Source organism: Shimia sediminis (genome assembly GCF_003990645.1).
GTDB lineage: Bacteria > Pseudomonadota > Alphaproteobacteria > Rhodobacterales > Rhodobacteraceae > Shimia > Shimia sediminis.
In genome coordinates, this window is record NZ_RYZK01000001.1 from 131,391 (window position 1) to 146,153 (window position 14,763).

Consider the following 14,763-nt stretch of genomic DNA (forward strand, 5'->3'; position numbering starts at 1 on the left):
ACATTTGGGACAAGACAGCGCCGAAAGTGTCATCCGAAGGTTAGTTCGGATGGGACGGAGTGGTGGCAGCTGCAGTTCTCTTCAAAGTCGTCGGGCGGTTAAAGGTGCCGCCGTCGGGGGCATCATCATCGTCAATCAGAGCGGTCTTGAGTTCGCTGATGTCCCGACTTTGAAAAAGCGGCTGGGGGTTATGGAACCCAAAGTGTTTCATGCGAGGCCTCCCTGTCTGGCGGCGATGTGGCCTGCGATGGGTTTCAGCTTGGCGAGTCTTAGCTCTTGCCGGCGCAGAAGATCACGAAGCGCAAGTTTGCGTGTTTTCAGCCGACGCAGACGCAGTGTGTCTGGCAATGGGCGCGCTTGTTCGGCGTCAATCTTGAACTCCAGTTGTGACTTGCGGCTTTTCAACGCTTTGACGTGTGCAACCAAGGCAGCTGTGCGGTTGAGGATAGAATCTGACATGTGGCCTCCCAATTCGTTGGAACGGTCGTATCGCCGTTCTGCTAACAATATGGGGCGTGCTGGCGGCATTGGGACGGGGTGGGGCCATTCCTTTTGATAGGAAAAACCAATTGCATTTATTAAACACAGAGGAACTTCCGTAAGTTTAGCACACCCCAAAAAGAAACCGCGCTTTGACTTGTTGGGTCAAAGCGCGGTGGAAAAGTTGTGTCGTCAGGTTTGGAAAACGTCTCACATGGGTGAGAATGGGTAGAGCGGTGGCCTCTCCGGTGCTTCTGAATAGGGGCGTTCTGCGGCGGTTGTGTGGGTGGCCACATAGGTGTCGCGGGTGAGTGATTTCATCAACTGGTCTAGTGTTGGTGCAGCATTCAACCAGGACGGGGTCATGTAGCGATAGAGTTCGGTCATGTCAGGGCAGCCTTTCCGGAACTGCTGTTCAGCAGGGCCTCTTTGAGTTTGTGAAGGATCGCGTCGTAGCGCTGTATCTGGTCCGCTACCATCAGGCGGCGCACCTTGAGCCAGTGCAGGTGCTGATAGTTTGAATCCAGACGATTTTGTTCAAGAGCGATTTCACCGTCGAGTTGGCTTTGACGTTTTCGCAGGGTTTTCATGTGTGTGAGAACAACGGCGATGCGTGGAAAGAGAGTGTTGGGCATTTGGAAACCTGTGGATGTATCGGGATGACCGGGACCTTGCCCGTGACATCGCAGATATGGGGGTTGTAGAAATAGAAAACAGAAATAGATTCCAAATAGATTGATAGGAAAAACCAAACGAAACCTGTTGTATGTCACATCCTCTGCCAACCATTCGCCAGCTCCGGTATTTCGTGACCCTGGCTCAGACCGGACAATATCGCCGTGCCGCAGAAAGACTGGGGCTCAGCCAACCGTCGCTAAGCCAGCAAATCGCGGCACTCGAAGATGTTCTGGGCTTGCGGCTTGTTGAACGTGGGCGGCGTGGTGCACAGCTTACTCCGGGGGGGCGGGACGTTCTGGAACGCGCTCAAAAAGTTCTTGATGATGTCGAAGGATTGATGGAGGCCGCCAATGCCATGGGACGCGGAGGGGCAGGCACGCTGCATCTAGGTGCAACTGTCACGATTGGCCCGTATTTCCTTCCACGATTCCTGCAACATCTCCACATCAAGAACCCGGATATGAAACTCGTGGCGCGTGATGGGGTGCCAAAGGATTTGCTCGAAGAATTGCTTGCTGGCACGCATGACATCATTCTCACACAAATGCCGGTGGCGGCCTCTGATTTCAGCACGCACCCGCTTTATCGCGAACCCATGCTCTTGGCGGTTGCGCGCGATCACCCCCTGGCCACGCAAAACCAAGTGGCCCGCGAAGACCTAAAAGGACAGGACGTGCTGACGCTCGGGGCCAAGCTGACATTGCACGCGCCGCTTACGCAGTTGTGTGCAGATGTCGGCGCCAGGCTGCGCGACGACTATATCGGAACCAGCCTGGATGCTTTGCGGCAAATGGTGGCCATGAATATGGGGGTGACGTTTTTGCCCGCGCTCTACGCGCAGTCCGAGGTGCCAAAAACCGCGGGCGACGTTGTGTTGATCCCGGTGCGCGGCGGGTTTTACCGGCAGGTCGGCTTGGTTTGGCGCAAATCTTCAGGCAAGCCGCGTTTGATCGCGCAGTTTGCCGAGGTTGCCGAAAGGGTCGTCAGGGACGAATTTGCCCGCCAGGTGCAACCGGCGGGCTAAGGGGTGTCAGCCCGCCACCGAGGCGTCGTAGATCGTGCCGATGGACTGTGCGATGGTCGCGTTGAACTCATCGTCGCTTTGTTGTGCAGAAAGACCTTCGGTCAGCGCGCGGCTGAAGGATGCGATCATGCCTGCGTTGTTGGACAGACGGTCGTTGGCCTCTTCGCGGCTATAGCCGCCGGACAGGGCGACGACGCGCATCACCTTGGGGTGGTTGACCAGCGATTGATAGTGATTGGCGGTTTCCGGCAGGGTCAGTTTCAGCATGATCTTCTGATCGTCAGGCAATGCATCAAGCTGTTTGGTGATTTCCGCCAGCAGGATATCCTCTGCCGCGGCCTTGTCGGAAATGGAAATCGTCACTTCCGGTTCAATGATCGGCATCAGGCCATGGCCGAGGATCTGCTTGCCGATGTCAAACTGTTGCGCCACGACGGCAGCGATGCCCTGGGCATTGGCCGCGTTGATGACCGAGCGCATCTTGGTGCCAAAAACACCGGCTTTCACGGCACGTTCGCACAAGGCATCCAAGTCTGGCATCGGCTTCATGACCTGTGCGCCGTTTTCTTCGTCAGCCAATCCCTTGTCGACTTTCAAAAAAGGCACGACGCCGCGTTCTTCCCACATGTATGTGGCGGTAGGTTTTCCGTCGATCTGACGATCCATGGTCATTTCAAACAGGATCGCCCCCACGACTTTTTCACCGGTGAAAGCAGGTGCCGTGGCAATGCGGGCGCGCATGGCGTGGATCAGATCGAACATTTCTTCTTCTGAGCCATAGGCGTCTTCTTCGACGCCATAAAGGCGCAACGCTTTGGGGGTCGAGCCGCCGGATTGGTCGAGAGCCGCAATAAAGCCCGCGCCCGAGGTCATCTGGTCGATTTGTGCTTGGTTGGCCATGAAGATATCCGCCCTGAAAATATGGAGTTTGCCGCTGAAATCCGCGTTTGACCCGCTTCTATGCGAGCCCTGCCTTGGTTGCAATCATGGTGGCGCTAACGACGTTCAGATCGCGCGTAGGTCGGACAATTTTGTCCGACCTACGAGGTCGTTTGGTTTACTCTTCCAGCGCGGCGACACCTGGCAGAACCTTGCCTTCCATCCATTCCAGGAAAGCGCCGCCTGCAGTTGAGATGTAGCTGAAATCCCGCGCCGCGCCGGATGCATTGAGGGCTGAGACCGTGTCCCCGCCACCCGCGACCGAGGTCAACTGGCCAGATCGTGTCAACGCGGCGGCCTTAAGGGCCGCAGCATTGGTCGCAGCATCAAAGGGTTCGATCTCGAACGCGCCGAGAGGGCCGTTCCAGATCAGGGTTTTGCTGGCTTGAAGAACGTCGGTGATGGCCGCAACGCTTTCAGGACCGGCATCCAGAATCATCGCGTCCGACGGGCAGGCGTCAAGTGCGACGGTTTCATTGTCTGCATGGGCTTCGAACTTGCGTGCCACGACAATGTCGCGCGGCAACAGGATGGCACAGCCGGTGTCCTTGGCCTTGGCCATGATCTCTTTGGCGGTATCTGTCATCAGACGCTCGGCCAGCGAGACGCCAATGTCATATCCCTGTGCTGCCAGGAACGTGTTGGCCATGCCGCCGCCAATGACCAGAGTGTCCACCTTTTCAATGAGGTTCGACAGGAGTTCCAGCTTTGTTGACACCTTTGCGCCGCCAACGACTGCGGTCACCGGACGTTCCGGTTTGCTGAGCGCACTTTCCAATGCTTCGAGTTCTGCCTGCATCAAACGTCCCGCACAGGCGGGGAGGAGACGGGCGAGACCTTCGGTCGAGCTGTGCGCGCGGTGTGCGGCCGAAAACGCATCGTTGCAATAAACGTCCCCGAGCCTGGCCATTCCCGCAGCCAGATCGGGATCGTTCTTGGTTTCACCGGCGTGAAAGCGCGTGTTTTCCAACAACAGAATCTGACCCGGTTGCAGGGTTTCTGCAGCCAGTTCGGCCTCGGTCCCGACGCAATCGGCAGCAAAAACAACCGGCGCTTCAAAAGCTTGCTCCAGGGTTGGCACAAGCTGTTTCAACGACAGGTTTTCGCGGCGCTCACCACCCGGACGGCCAAAGTGGGCCAGCAGAACCGGACGCCCGCCAGAGGCCAGGATGTGCTTGACGGTTGGGGCGATCCGCAAAATGCGTGTCGCATCCGTGACAACGCCATCGAGAGTCGGAACATTGATATCCACGCGTGTCAGAACGCGTTTGCCGTCCAATTCCATCTGGTCAAGGGTTTTCCAGCTCATAATCGTCTCCGTCAGCAAATCTTTGCCCTGTTCTCTATAGGAAACACCGTCCTCGTCAATGCGATCTCTTGGCTTTACCGCCCCACATGATTAACTAGCGCGCAAAGATATGACAGGAGGGCCCCATGGCCGAGATCAAAGACCCCGAAAACACCATCGTGATGGAGCTGAAAGACGGCAATGTCGTGATCGAACTGATGCCGGATATTGCGCCGGGACATTGTGAGCGCATGAAAGAGCTTGCCCGCTCGGGCCAGTATGACAACGTGTGCTTTCACCGCGTGATCGACGGGTTCATGGCGCAATCCGGGGATGTCGCCAATGGCAACATGGAGAATAATTTCAACCTGCGCAGCGCGGGCACCGGTGGGTCGGATCTTCCCAACCTCAAGGCCGAGTTCAGCCGCATTCCGCATGATCGCGGAACCCTGGGTGCCGCACGCAGCCAAATGCCTGACAGCGCAAACTCGCAGTTCTTCATCAACTTCAGCGACAATCACTTTCTGAACGGCCAATATACTGTTTACGGCCGGGTGATCGAGGGCATGGAACATGTCGATGCCATCACTCGCGGTGAGCCGCCAGCGAGCCCTGACCGTATGATCTCGGTGAAAGTGGCCGCAGATGTCGCGGAGTAAAAAACTTCTTTCCCTGATCCTTGTGGCCGTTGCGATTGCAGCGGCCGTCGCTTGGTGGCTGAACAGCGGCGACGAACCTGCGCCAGCGGTTGAAGACACCAGCACAACCGAAACGACCGAAACCAGCGGTGAGTTGGTGGTGCCGGACGGGGCGGACATTGCCATCGCGATCTCAGGCGAGGCAAATGGGGTCGTTGCGATCGATCTGTTCGAGGACATCGCGCCGCAACACGCCGAGCGCATCAAGACATTGGCGGCGGCTGGTGCCTATGACAACGTGGTCTTTCACCGTGTTATCGAAGGATTCATGGCGCAGACCGGCGATGTGGAGTTCGGCAAGGTAGGCGGCGACATGCGGCGCGCGGGCATGGGGGCATCGCAGCACCCTGATCTGCCTGCGGAGTTTTCTGACAAGCCGTTTGACCGTGGCATTGTCGGCATGGCCCGTTCGCAGAACCCAAATTCCGCCAACTCGCAGTTCTTCATCATGTTTGCACCTGGTCATTTCCTGAATGGCCAATACACCGTTGTTGGCAAAGTGGTTGCAGGCATGGAGGTTGTGGATGCGATCAAGTTGGGCAAGGGGCCAAATGGCGCCGTGATTGGCCAGCCAGACGTCATGCAGAAGCTGATTGTCGCGGAGTAAGGCACGTCACCAAGCATCAAACTGTTGTGAGGGGGGCTATCCGGCCCCCCTTATTTTTTGCGAGCCTTCCCTGTGGTCACAGGAGGGCACAATCATGATCCGCTTGCTTTTAGCCTTGTTCAGCCTCATGTCGTGGGTTTCAGCCGTACAGGCAAACCCCGACTTCTGGAAACACGAGTGGCCTGAGACGGATTTTGCAAAGACCACGGTCAGCAGTTGGACCGAAGTCTTGTCAGGTGGCCCTCCCAAAGATGGCATTCCCGCCTTGAGTGATCCGCAGTTCATTCGGGCCTCGGACGAGACGCGCATCGGCAAGATTGAACCGGTGATTACGGTTGAGATCCCGGGAGCTGCGCCGCGTGCCTATCCTCTGCGGTACCTGACGTGGCATGAGATTGTGAATGACACGGTGGCGGGCGTACCTGTTGCCGTCACGTTTTGCCCTTTGTGCAACTCGGCACTTACCTTTGACCGACGGGCTGGGGGTCAGGTCCTGACCTTTGGCGTGTCTGGCAAGCTGCGCAATTCAGACATGATCATGTACGACCGTGAAACCCAAAGCTGGTGGCAGCAGGCCATCGGAACCGCCATCGTCGGCGACCTTACGGGCACCGAGTTGACCCTGGTGGTCAGCTGGATGGAAGGTTGGGATCAGTTTCGCACGCGCAACCCGGATGGGCTGGTGATGGCTGAGCCGCCTCATAACCGCCGGTATGGGCGCAATCCCTACGAGAGTTACGACAGTTCAAAACGTCCATTCCTCTACAATGGCGAACTGCCGCCGCATGGGATTGCGGCCTTATCGCGGGTGGTTCGGGTTGGGGATCGTGCCTGGCCCATGCAGCGGCTGCGTGACAAAGGCGTCGTGCGCGAGGCCGGGTTGGAAATCAGCTGGCAACCGGGGCAGGCCTCAGCTTTGGATGCGGGAACGATGTCACGAGGGCGGGATGTCGGTTCGATCCGTGTGCGTGACAGTCAAGGACGCGATGTGGCCCATGACGTCATGTTTGCCTTTGCCTACCATGCTTTCTGGCCAGATGGGGCGTGGATGCTGGGCCAGTAAGCGATCCACCTGCCGCGATGCCGTCCCGGTGAGACAAAGAAAAAGAGCGCCCGGACAGGACGCTCTTTCCAAAAATTCGCTTGGTAAACCGATCAGGCGTCGGCCTTGGGCGCGGCTGCTTGGGCAGGGGCGGCGGCTTTCTTCTTGGTCAGCGGGTCGTCCTGACGCTGGACCGAACCTTCGAAATGCGCGCCGCTCTCGATCGCGATGGTCTTGTGGATGATGTCACCCTCAACACGAGCCGTCGATGTCAGGCGAACCTTGAGGCCACGCACGCGGCCAACAATTCGGCCATTGACGACGACATCATCAGCAATCACTTCGCCTTTGATGGTGGCGCTCTCGCCCACGGTCAGCAGGTGCGCACGAATGTCGCCTTCGACGGTGCCTTCAACCTGGATATCGCCTGTGGTCTTCAGATTGCCGGAAATGTGCAGATCCGAAGACAGGATCGATGCCGGTGGCTTGGCCTTTGGGGCGGTCGACGCTTTGAAGTCTGTCGTCGGCTTTGGCGGCACGGCAGAAGGTGTTTCGGGCGCAGCAGGCTTAGCCATATCAGCTGATTTCGGTGCGGGTTCGTTGATTTTGCTCTTAGAAAACATTTCTTCCAGCCTTGATAAATTTCATCGGGTTCTGGGCGCGACCATTCATCCGGATTTCATAGTGCAGGTGCGTCCCGGTCGACCGTCCAGAGTTGCCCATATCACCAATATGATCCCCACGCGAGACCCTTTGTCCAACCTTCACGCGGATTTTCGCCAAGTGGGCGTAGCGGGTTTCGATTCCGAATTCGTGCTTGATCTTGATCAGGCGGCCATATCCCGACAGCCAGTCGGCGTGAATCACGACGCCATCTGCGGTTGAAAGGATCGGTGTGCCGTGTTTTCCAGCAAAATCGGTGCCGTTATGCATCCGGCCCCAGCGCATGCCAAAGCCACTGGTGTAGCGAAAGGCGCTCTTGATCGGGATATCAAACGGCGCAGTTTCCGCCGCGATCCGATACATGTTCAACTCGTCCATCTGATCCAGAAGGCGGTTGGCGCGGACAGTTTCCTTGGTCAATTGGCCGCCCTTGGTCGAGAATGACATCGGCATCAAGGGACCACCCTGGCCATTGTACCCACGGCGTACCTGCTCCAGCATCGACTTGGTGTCCATACCTGCGGCCTGGAACATTTTTTCCAGCGGATCGACCGAGATGGTCATGGCGTCTTCAAGCTGACGGAAGATCTGATCGTTCTTCTCTTCCATCAGGGCCAGTTCCAGCTGCATCTCTTTTGCCGCGTCCAGTGCCGCCTTGGCATCCGCCAGAACCTGGTCGCGCTCGGCGGCAGTTTCGGCCAGGACCGTCGACAGCGTGTCGAGCATGTCATTGCCCAGGGGCGAGGCACCAGCATCAGCGAGTGCGTTTTGCGAGGCATCCTGACTCAGCGATTTGGCCTCTGCCAAGGCCAGCTCGCGCTCTTTCATGGTGCGCCGCAAGGTGGACTGAATCACTTCGATCCCGGTTTCCAACTCGCGGCGGCGGGCTTCCGACGCCAGCAGTTCTGACTGCATGTCAGAGATTTGGCTCAGTGCCGAGTTGAACCGCTGCTGCGCAGCCAATGCTTCCTCGGTGCGCGCGTCGCGCTCTTCCGAGAGATCATTCAGGCGTTGTTCATAGGTTTGTTGATCGCGACGTGCCTGTTCGCGAAAATTGCCCGAGCCAATCGAATCCATCAACAGGATTGCTGTCGCCACGATGGTCCATGCAACGATGACCGATCCACCCGCGAAAGCGATGAGTTGGGTTGCCGGGCGCAGACGGATAAAGCGCGTGTCTTCCTCTGAGCGCAGAAACAGCCGCCGCTCGGGAAACCAGCGCTCGAGAAGCGCGTGAACTTTAATAGCCAGACGTGAACGCACGTGAATTTGTCCTTAGTCCCATCCCAACAATCCGGACTTCTGATGTCCCGGCCCGGATTTCTTAACGATTGCTTACCTTTGGGGCAAGGATTTTGCTACACCATACAGAGCGGCATGGACGCGCACTGAAAAAACAGGCAAGGAATTGCTTGCCAAATCCTAGGATCCGCGTTGTTTAAGGGGCGTTTCTTCGGCCAAAGGCCAATAGAAATCAGGGGGCAAGCCCGCTTCGGCCCGTTTCTCTTCGTTGAAGGGCGGTTTCAGTGCCGAGTGAAAATACCGACGTACAAGACCATGAAAGGTGTCTTTGGGATCTTTCTCGTGCCGTCCACACAGGAAATGGAACCACTTTGATCCATAAGCCACGTGGCCGACTTCTTCGGAGTAGATGATCTCGAGCGCTTCAACCGTGGCGTTTTGCTTGGCTTTGCGAAAAATCTCGATCATGCCCGGAGTCACATCCAAACCACGCGCTTCCAGCACCATGGGCACCACTGCCAATCGCCCCATAAAGTCCTCGGCCGTGTCTTCGGCGGCGCGCCACATACCGGCATGGGCGGGCAGGGCGCCATAATAGCTGTCCATGTCTTCCAGGCAGTCACAAACAAGATTGAAGTGTTTGGATTCCTCATCCGCAGCCTTCACCCAGTCATCATAGAACCCCATCGGCATCGGGTGGTCAGAAAACCGAGCAATAATGTCCCAGTGCAGGTCAACGGCGTTCAATTCGATGTGCGCCACGGCGTGTAACAGCGCGATGCGTCCTTGCGGGCTACCGGGGCGCCGACGGGGGACATCGCGGGGGGACAACAACTCGGGCCTGTCGGGTCGGGACGGGCGCAAGGGCGGTTGCGCATTGCCAATCGCAAGTGGCGCACCCGCATCGCGCGCGGCGAACCAGTCTGCTGCATATCTGTGGCTCAGCGCGGTCTTGGCGCGCCCGTCAGCGGTGGTCAGAACCTCCACTGCCATTTGGGAAAGTGTTTTTGTGGTCACAGCGCCTGTGCGGCCTCCAGAACTTGGGCCACGTGGCCGTCAACTTTGACTTTGCGCCAGATACCAGCAATCCGACCCTCGGCGTCAATCAGAAAAGTGGACCGCTCAATCCCCATAAAGGTCTTGCCGTACATCTTCTTTTCCTTCCAGACGCCATAGTCCTCGCAGGTGGTGTTGTGTTCGTCTGACAAGAGCGGCATGCCAAGGTCTTTCTTGGCAACAAATTTCTCATGCGAGGTGATACTGTCCTTTGAAATGCCAAAAACTTTTGTGTTGGCTGCGTCAAAGGCACCCAAAGCCTCGGTGAAACCGATTGCCTCTTTTGTGCAGCCCGCCGTGTTGTCGCGGGGATAGAAGAATAGGACTACATTTTGTCCCTTTAAATCAGCGAGTTTGATAGTTGATCCATCAGAGGCAGGCAAAATAAAGCCGGGAGCGGGGTCGGAAAGGTCAAACATCTTGAGAATCCTGTATTATGGCAGGCATAAGGTATTGCGCATATGTGCACGGGCAAGTGCCTTGTGAGCAAAGTGGCCATTGAGGCGGCAGAAACGAAAGAAAGTTGAGGTCCCCCTGTCCCACCCGGACATCACCCCGGAGACACCCCAAGAAGAGCCGCCCCGCCGTCCGCGCCGTGGGCGCAAGGTGGGCTTGTGGCTGATTGCCAGCGTGATGGCTCTGGTTGGTGTGGTTGCACTGACCTTGTTCATGCTCACCGGTCGCCCGATCACCATTCCATCCTGGATTTCAAACCGGGCTGAGCTGTTGCTCGCGGAACAGCTGCCGCATCTGGACATCTCGCTGGGCCGCTTGGGGCTGGTGATCGAGGACGGTTTCCACCCCCGATTACGGGCCGAGAACCTGGAGCTGCGCGAGAGCAACAGGTCGAGCGCCATTCAGTTGGACGAGGTGGATGTTTCTCTGTCTTTTGACAGCCTTCTGAAACGGCAGATAGCGCCCAAGTCCATCAAGATTTCCGGAGTGTCCTTGAGCTTGCGTCGCCTGAACGACGGTTCGTTCAACCTCACACTGGGCGAAGGCGACCAAAGCAGTGCAATCGATCTGCGCGCCTCACTTGCCAATCTGGGCAGTCTCATGACCGAAGTGCTGGACCAACCCTTGCTGCATGCGTTGCAGGACGTTCAGGTTCAGGGGCTCAGCATGCGGTTTGAAGATATCCGTGCCGGTCAGGGATGGACCATCGATGGTGGTCAGGCGCGTCTTAGCCGGCAGGACAACAATGTGTCCTTTCGCGCAAATCTGGTGGCGCTGGGGGCACGGGCCTATGTCTCGTCGGTGGAAACCTCGATTGACCTGGATCTCGACACCAATGTGGCACAGTTCGGCCTGACATTCGAAGACATGCCGTCGCGGGAAATCGCATCGCAAAGTCCTGCACTCTCATGGTTGGAGGTGCTGAACGCGCCGATTTCGGGGTCTTTGCGCACGTCAACGGATGAAAATGGCGTGTTGGGCCTGACTGCCGTGGCGCTGCAGATTGGCGAGGGTGCCCTCCAACCCAATGATCAGGTTCTTCCCATTCCGTTCAAATCGGCAAACACCTACCTCACTTATGATCCCAAAGGTCAGATACTGTCGCTTGACCAATTCTCGATTCAAGCTGACCGGGTGGCGGCAACAGCACAGGGCACTGTAGCACTGCGCCGCCCGGATCAGGGCATTCCCCAGGAGCTGATCGCACAGCTCGAGTTCACCCAGTTCGAGATTAATCCCAACTTTCTGGAAAACAGCCCCGTTGCGCTCGACAGCGGATTTGCCGACTTTCGGCTTCGGTTGGATCCTTTTGAATTGACCCTGGGCCAGCTGGTCCTGTCTCAGGGCGGGCAGCGGCTCAGATTTTCTGGATCGCTGAAACCTGAATCCCGCCATTGGAAATTTGCTGTTGACGGCAGCATGACCCAATTGGAACGTGACGCTCTGCTGGGGGTCTGGCCCGAAGGGGCCAAGGAGGGGCTGCGCAACTTCATTGCGACCCGCATTCACAACGTTGAGGTGCGCGACATCAATCTGGCGATACGATCCCGGGGAAGTGAAGCCCCAGAGATCTACGCGGATTTTCAGTTCCATGACCTCGACCTGACTTTCCTGAAGACGTTGCCACCTTTGCGCGCAGCCAAAGGCGTGGCGACATTCTCTCGCAATCAGTTCCTTGTAGGCGCAGAAGCGGGTTACGTCGAAGCGGATGAGGGCGGGCGACTGGATATTGCCGGCACCGGCTTTGTTGTCCGGAATACACAGGTCAAGCAATCCCCGGCTCTGGTTCGTTTGGTTGCAAAAGGACCAGTCACCGCGGCGCTATCTCTGCTCAATCGCCCACCGCTTTCGGTGATGGACAATGCCAATCTACCCGTGGATCTGGCGACGGGTACAGTGCATGCTGTTGGAGAAATCGACCTCACGCTCAAGCCAAAACTCCAACCAGAGGAAGTGACGTTTGTTGCAAACCTCGCCCTGGACGACGTTGTAACCACACATTTCATTCCCGGTAAGGTGATCGCGGGCAACATGACCGGTTTTGTCGACAACGACAAAGTCATGATCGAAGGCGACGGAACTGTCGGGAAGCTACCCGTTCATGCGCGTTGGGAGGCCCCGATCGGCCCGAAAAGCAATGGCGGCAGTGTGCTGACAGGTCAGGCCGAACTCAGCCGTCTCGCGGTGGAAGAATTCGACATCGGCTTTCCCTTGGAGAGCTTTTCAGGTGCCGCGCCAGCAGAGTTTCAGCTCGACATCCAAAAAGGCAAAGCACCCGATCTGTCACTCAAGTCCGATCTGGTTGGATTGGGTGTGTCTTACCCGCCGCTTGGGTTTGCCAAGGCGCCAGAAATTCCCGGGATTCTCGACGTGAACATTTCTCTGGAAAAGCTGGTCAGGGTCGACGACTTCGCCTTCGAAGCACCGGGTTTGGCGGTCAATGGCGCAGTGTCGTTGCGCCCCGAAGGCGGTCTGGACCGGGCCACGCTGGAGCAATTCGAAGTCGGAAGCTGGTTGAGCGGGCAGGGCGCTTTGGTCGGACGGGGCGAGGGACTCGCCCCGGGTATCGTTCTGACGGATGGCAGTTTTGACATTCGTGGCCTGCCGTCGGGTTCAGGCAACGCGTCCGATGGGGATCCGATGGGACCGATCGAAGCGCGTTTGCAACGGGTTCAGGTGTCGGAAAGCTATTACCTCAGCAACTTTGAAGGGCGATTTGTGGATCAGGGCGGATTGACCGGCACATTTTCCGGGCGCTTCAACGGAGGTGCACCGGTGACTGGCGAAATGTTACCCGGTAAAAATGGGCCCCTTTTCCGCGTGGAGTCATCCCGTGGCGGAGACATCATGAGTGAAATCGGACTGGCCAGAACCAGCGGGCCAGGGCGTTTCACTTTGCGATTGGAGCAAGCCGCCGAAGACGGTGTATTTGATGGGCGCGTGACCATCCGCAATGTCCGGGTCCTTGATGCACCGGCTTTTGCCGAGCTTTTGAACGCGGTCAGTTTGATTGGCCTCTTGGATCAGTTGAATGGTCCCGGCATCTCGTTGACCGAAGTGTCGTCGCGCTTTCGGGTTACGCCGTCGACCCTCATCGTGACCCAAGGCAGCGCTGTTGGCCCCGGAATGGGCATTTCGCTTGATGGCACCATGGATATGGCCAGCAATGTGATGAAGTTTCAGGGCGTCTTTTCACCGGTCTACGTGCTGAATGCTGTCGGGCGGGTGATTTCCAAAAAAGGCGAAGGGCTGGTTGGCTTTAACTATTTCCTAGATGGTACACCTGATGACTACAACATCACGGTTAATCCGCTCTCGGCCTTGACGCCCGGTTTTTTACGAGAGATTTTCCGCGTCCCGAACGAGGCCATGCCCGACACAAACACATCCGAGCCTGTGCAACATGACTTGGGCGAAGATCAGACTGGCGAAAACAGATGAACCTTTCAGATTTTGACTTTGATCTGCCCGAGGCGTTGATTGCGACCCGGCCTGCCAATCCACGGTCTTCTGCACGGCTTTTGGTGGCCGAGGGTGACAGGATTACCGACGATGTGGTCTCTGACTTGCCCCAATGGCTGCGTCCCGGTGACCGGTTGGTGCTGAACGATACCCGCGTGATCCCGGCGCGGCTCAGCGGGTTTCGAAAGCGGCAGGGTGCCGAAGGCGAAACCAGGGCCCGGATCGAGGTCACCCTGCTTGAACCCGGCGCTGATGGGCAGTGGAGCGCCCTTGTCAAACCGCTGAAGAAGGTCCGCGAAGGTGAAACCATCGTCTTTTCGGAGCGGTTGAGCGCGCGGCTATTGAACAAGAACGATGGGCAGGCGTCTTTGCAATTTGATCTGAGCGGCGAAGACTTTGATGCAGCTCTGGCAGATGCCGGCGCCATGCCTCTGCCGCCATACATTGCTGCCAAACGTGCAGCAGATGAGCAGGACAAGACAGACTATCAGACCGTTTGGGCACGGCACTCCGGAGCAGTCGCTGCGCCAACGGCTTCGCTGCACTTTGATGACGTGCTTCTGGAAGCGCTCAAAGCGCGGGGCGTGGAGTTTACCTATGTCACGTTACATGTCGGCGCAGGCACCTTTCTACCGGTCAAGGTCGAGGACGTTACCCAGCACAAGATGCACTCGGAATGGGGGCAGGTCACGGAAAAAGCCGCCGCCGAGATTGCCGCAACCAAGGCAGCCGGAAGACGGGTGATCCCCGTTGGTACAACCGCATTGCGCCTGATCGAAAGCGCAGGCAGGTCGGGCACCATTTCTCCTTGGGAGGGCGGGACAGATATCTTCATCTATCCGGGTTTTACCTTTCACGTGGCCGACGCACTCATGACCAATTTCCACCTGCCAAAATCCACGTTGATGATGTTGGTCTCTGCTCTGATGGGGCAAGAGCGTATCCAAAACATCTACGACCATGCAGTGAGAGAAGAATACAGGTTCTTTTCCTACGGCGACGCCTCTCTTTTGCTTCCATGAAGACTCTGCCGCAAATGTGTTAAGTTGGTCGCGGACAGACCATACATCATCCCCCTGCCATGTGAGGTGGGGGAAACACCCAGTCGGAAACGCGCGAGGAGACCCC

At 57.3% G+C, this 14,763-nt stretch carries 16 protein-coding genes; 6 read left to right on the forward strand and 10 right to left on the reverse strand.

Features of this window, described 5'->3' with window-relative positions; all coding sequences use genetic code 11:
- Positions 1-40: 40 nt before the first annotated feature.
- The 4 genes from EK369_RS21700 to EK369_RS00690 all read right to left on the reverse strand — a co-directional run bounded on the left by EK369_RS21700 (position 41) and on the right by EK369_RS00690 (position 1,070).
- Positions 41-211 carry a hypothetical protein gene (locus EK369_RS21700; RefSeq protein ID WP_164726772.1) on the reverse strand — a complete coding sequence of 57 codons (171 nt, stop codon included), beginning with the start codon at positions 209-211 and terminating at the stop codon, positions 41-43.
- Positions 208-459, reverse strand: coding sequence for a YdcH family protein (locus EK369_RS00685; protein WP_164726774.1), 252 nt, complete (start codon positions 457-459; stop codon positions 208-210). The genes EK369_RS21700 and EK369_RS00685 overlap by 4 nt, the downstream gene beginning before the upstream one ends.
- Before the next feature lie 231 nt (positions 460-690).
- Positions 691-867, reverse strand: coding sequence for a hypothetical protein (locus EK369_RS21705; protein WP_164726776.1), 177 nt, complete (start codon positions 865-867; stop codon positions 691-693).
- The gene (locus tag EK369_RS00690; protein ID WP_127111767.1) at positions 864-1,070 is read right to left on the reverse strand and encodes a hypothetical protein; all 207 of its coding nucleotides are present in this window, start codon (positions 1,068-1,070) and stop codon (positions 864-866) included. The genes EK369_RS21705 and EK369_RS00690 overlap by 4 nt, the downstream gene beginning before the upstream one ends.
- 176 nt (positions 1,071-1,246) lie before the next feature.
- Between EK369_RS00690 and EK369_RS00695 the strand changes: the two genes are divergently transcribed.
- Positions 1,247-2,182 (forward strand): hydrogen peroxide-inducible genes activator, encoded by a 936-nt coding sequence (locus EK369_RS00695; RefSeq protein ID WP_127111768.1) that lies wholly within the window; start codon positions 1,247-1,249, stop codon positions 2,180-2,182.
- A 6-nt stretch (positions 2,183-2,188) separates the two neighbouring features.
- On the opposite strand, the gene EK369_RS00700 is transcribed toward EK369_RS00695, so the two are convergent.
- A complete protein-coding gene (locus tag EK369_RS00700) occupies positions 2,189-3,082 on the reverse strand; it encodes a fructose bisphosphate aldolase (RefSeq protein ID WP_127111769.1) in 894 nt (297 codons plus the stop codon).
- 157 nt (positions 3,083-3,239) lie between these two features.
- Positions 3,240-4,430 carry a phosphoglycerate kinase gene (locus EK369_RS00705; RefSeq protein WP_127111770.1) on the reverse strand — a complete coding sequence of 397 codons (1,191 nt, stop codon included), beginning with the start codon at positions 4,428-4,430 and terminating at the stop codon, positions 3,240-3,242.
- A 125-nt stretch (positions 4,431-4,555) separates the two neighbouring features.
- Here EK369_RS00705 and EK369_RS00710 point away from each other — a divergent pair, with 125 nt between their 5' ends.
- The 3 genes from EK369_RS00710 (at position 4,556) to EK369_RS00720 (ending at position 6,777) form a co-directional block, all read left to right on the forward strand.
- Positions 4,556-5,068, forward strand: coding sequence for a peptidylprolyl isomerase (locus EK369_RS00710; RefSeq protein WP_127111771.1), 513 nt, complete (start codon positions 4,556-4,558; stop codon positions 5,066-5,068).
- Complete coding sequence (locus EK369_RS00715; protein WP_127111772.1) at positions 5,055-5,714, forward strand: peptidylprolyl isomerase; 660 nt, start codon at positions 5,055-5,057, stop codon at positions 5,712-5,714. The genes EK369_RS00710 and EK369_RS00715 overlap by 14 nt, the downstream gene beginning before the upstream one ends.
- A gap of 94 nt (positions 5,715-5,808) precedes the next feature.
- Positions 5,809-6,777, forward strand: coding sequence for a DUF3179 domain-containing protein (locus EK369_RS00720; protein ID WP_127111773.1), 969 nt, complete (start codon positions 5,809-5,811; stop codon positions 6,775-6,777).
- A gap of 92 nt (positions 6,778-6,869) precedes the next feature.
- On the opposite strand, the gene EK369_RS00725 is transcribed toward EK369_RS00720, so the two are convergent.
- The 4 genes from EK369_RS00725 to EK369_RS00740 form a co-directional block, all read right to left on the reverse strand.
- Positions 6,870-7,379 carry a bactofilin family protein gene (locus tag EK369_RS00725; protein WP_127111774.1) on the reverse strand — a complete coding sequence of 170 codons (510 nt, stop codon included), beginning with the start codon at positions 7,377-7,379 and terminating at the stop codon, positions 6,870-6,872.
- Positions 7,369-8,682: a M23 family metallopeptidase gene (locus EK369_RS00730; protein ID WP_127111775.1), complete on the reverse strand. Its 1,314-nt coding sequence runs from the start codon at positions 8,680-8,682 to the stop codon at positions 7,369-7,371. Before EK369_RS00730 ends, EK369_RS00725 begins: the two co-directional genes overlap by 11 nt.
- 159 nt (positions 8,683-8,841) lie before the next feature.
- Positions 8,842-9,654, reverse strand: a complete 813-nt coding sequence (locus tag EK369_RS00735) for a ferritin-like domain-containing protein (RefSeq protein ID WP_127111776.1) — start codon at positions 9,652-9,654, stop codon at positions 8,842-8,844.
- Between the two features lie 20 nt (positions 9,655-9,674).
- Entirely contained in the window at positions 9,675-10,136 is a 462-nt protein-coding gene (locus tag EK369_RS00740; RefSeq protein ID WP_127111777.1) for a peroxiredoxin, read from the reverse strand.
- Between the two features lie 79 nt (positions 10,137-10,215).
- On the opposite strand from EK369_RS00740, the gene EK369_RS00745 reads away from it, so the two are divergent.
- A complete protein-coding gene (locus tag EK369_RS00745) occupies positions 10,216-13,614 on the forward strand; it encodes an AsmA family protein (RefSeq protein ID WP_127111778.1) in 3,399 nt (1,132 codons plus the stop codon).
- Complete coding sequence (gene queA, locus EK369_RS00750; RefSeq protein ID WP_127111779.1) at positions 13,611-14,657, forward strand: tRNA preQ1(34) S-adenosylmethionine ribosyltransferase-isomerase QueA; 1,047 nt, start codon at positions 13,611-13,613, stop codon at positions 14,655-14,657. The genes EK369_RS00745 and queA overlap by 4 nt, the downstream gene beginning before the upstream one ends.
- Positions 14,658-14,763: the final 106 nt, after the last annotated feature.

Bases quoted from the DNA above. Each gene is read 5' to 3' on its own strand.
- EK369_RS21700 (WP_164726772.1), bottom strand. From the start codon at position 211: ATGAAACACTTTGGGTTCCATAACCCCCAGCCGCTTTTTCAAAGTCGG.
- EK369_RS00685 (WP_164726774.1), bottom strand. From the start codon at position 459: ATGTCAGATTCTATCCTCAACCGCACAGCTGCCTTGGTTGCACACGTC.
- EK369_RS21705 (WP_164726776.1), bottom strand. From the start codon at position 867: ATGACCGAACTCTATCGCTACATGACCCCGTCCTGGTTGAATGCTGCA.
- EK369_RS00690 (WP_127111767.1), bottom strand. From the start codon at position 1,070: ATGAAAACCCTGCGAAAACGTCAAAGCCAACTCGACGGTGAAATCGCT.
- EK369_RS00695 (WP_127111768.1), top strand. From the start codon at position 1,247: ATGTCACATCCTCTGCCAACCATTCGCCAGCTCCGGTATTTCGTGACC.
- EK369_RS00700 (WP_127111769.1), bottom strand. From the start codon at position 3,082: ATGGCCAACCAAGCACAAATCGACCAGATGACCTCGGGCGCGGGCTTT.
- EK369_RS00705 (WP_127111770.1), bottom strand. From the start codon at position 4,430: ATGAGCTGGAAAACCCTTGACCAGATGGAATTGGACGGCAAACGCGTT.
- EK369_RS00710 (WP_127111771.1), top strand. From the start codon at position 4,556: ATGGCCGAGATCAAAGACCCCGAAAACACCATCGTGATGGAGCTGAAA.
- EK369_RS00715 (WP_127111772.1), top strand. From the start codon at position 5,055: ATGTCGCGGAGTAAAAAACTTCTTTCCCTGATCCTTGTGGCCGTTGCG.
- EK369_RS00720 (WP_127111773.1), top strand. From the start codon at position 5,809: ATGATCCGCTTGCTTTTAGCCTTGTTCAGCCTCATGTCGTGGGTTTCA.
- EK369_RS00725 (WP_127111774.1), bottom strand. From the start codon at position 7,379: ATGTTTTCTAAGAGCAAAATCAACGAACCCGCACCGAAATCAGCTGAT.
- EK369_RS00735 (WP_127111776.1), bottom strand. From the start codon at position 9,654: ATGGCAGTGGAGGTTCTGACCACCGCTGACGGGCGCGCCAAGACCGCG.
- EK369_RS00740 (WP_127111777.1), bottom strand. From the start codon at position 10,136: ATGTTTGACCTTTCCGACCCCGCTCCCGGCTTTATTTTGCCTGCCTCT.
- queA (WP_127111779.1), top strand. From the start codon at position 13,611: ATGAACCTTTCAGATTTTGACTTTGATCTGCCCGAGGCGTTGATTGCG.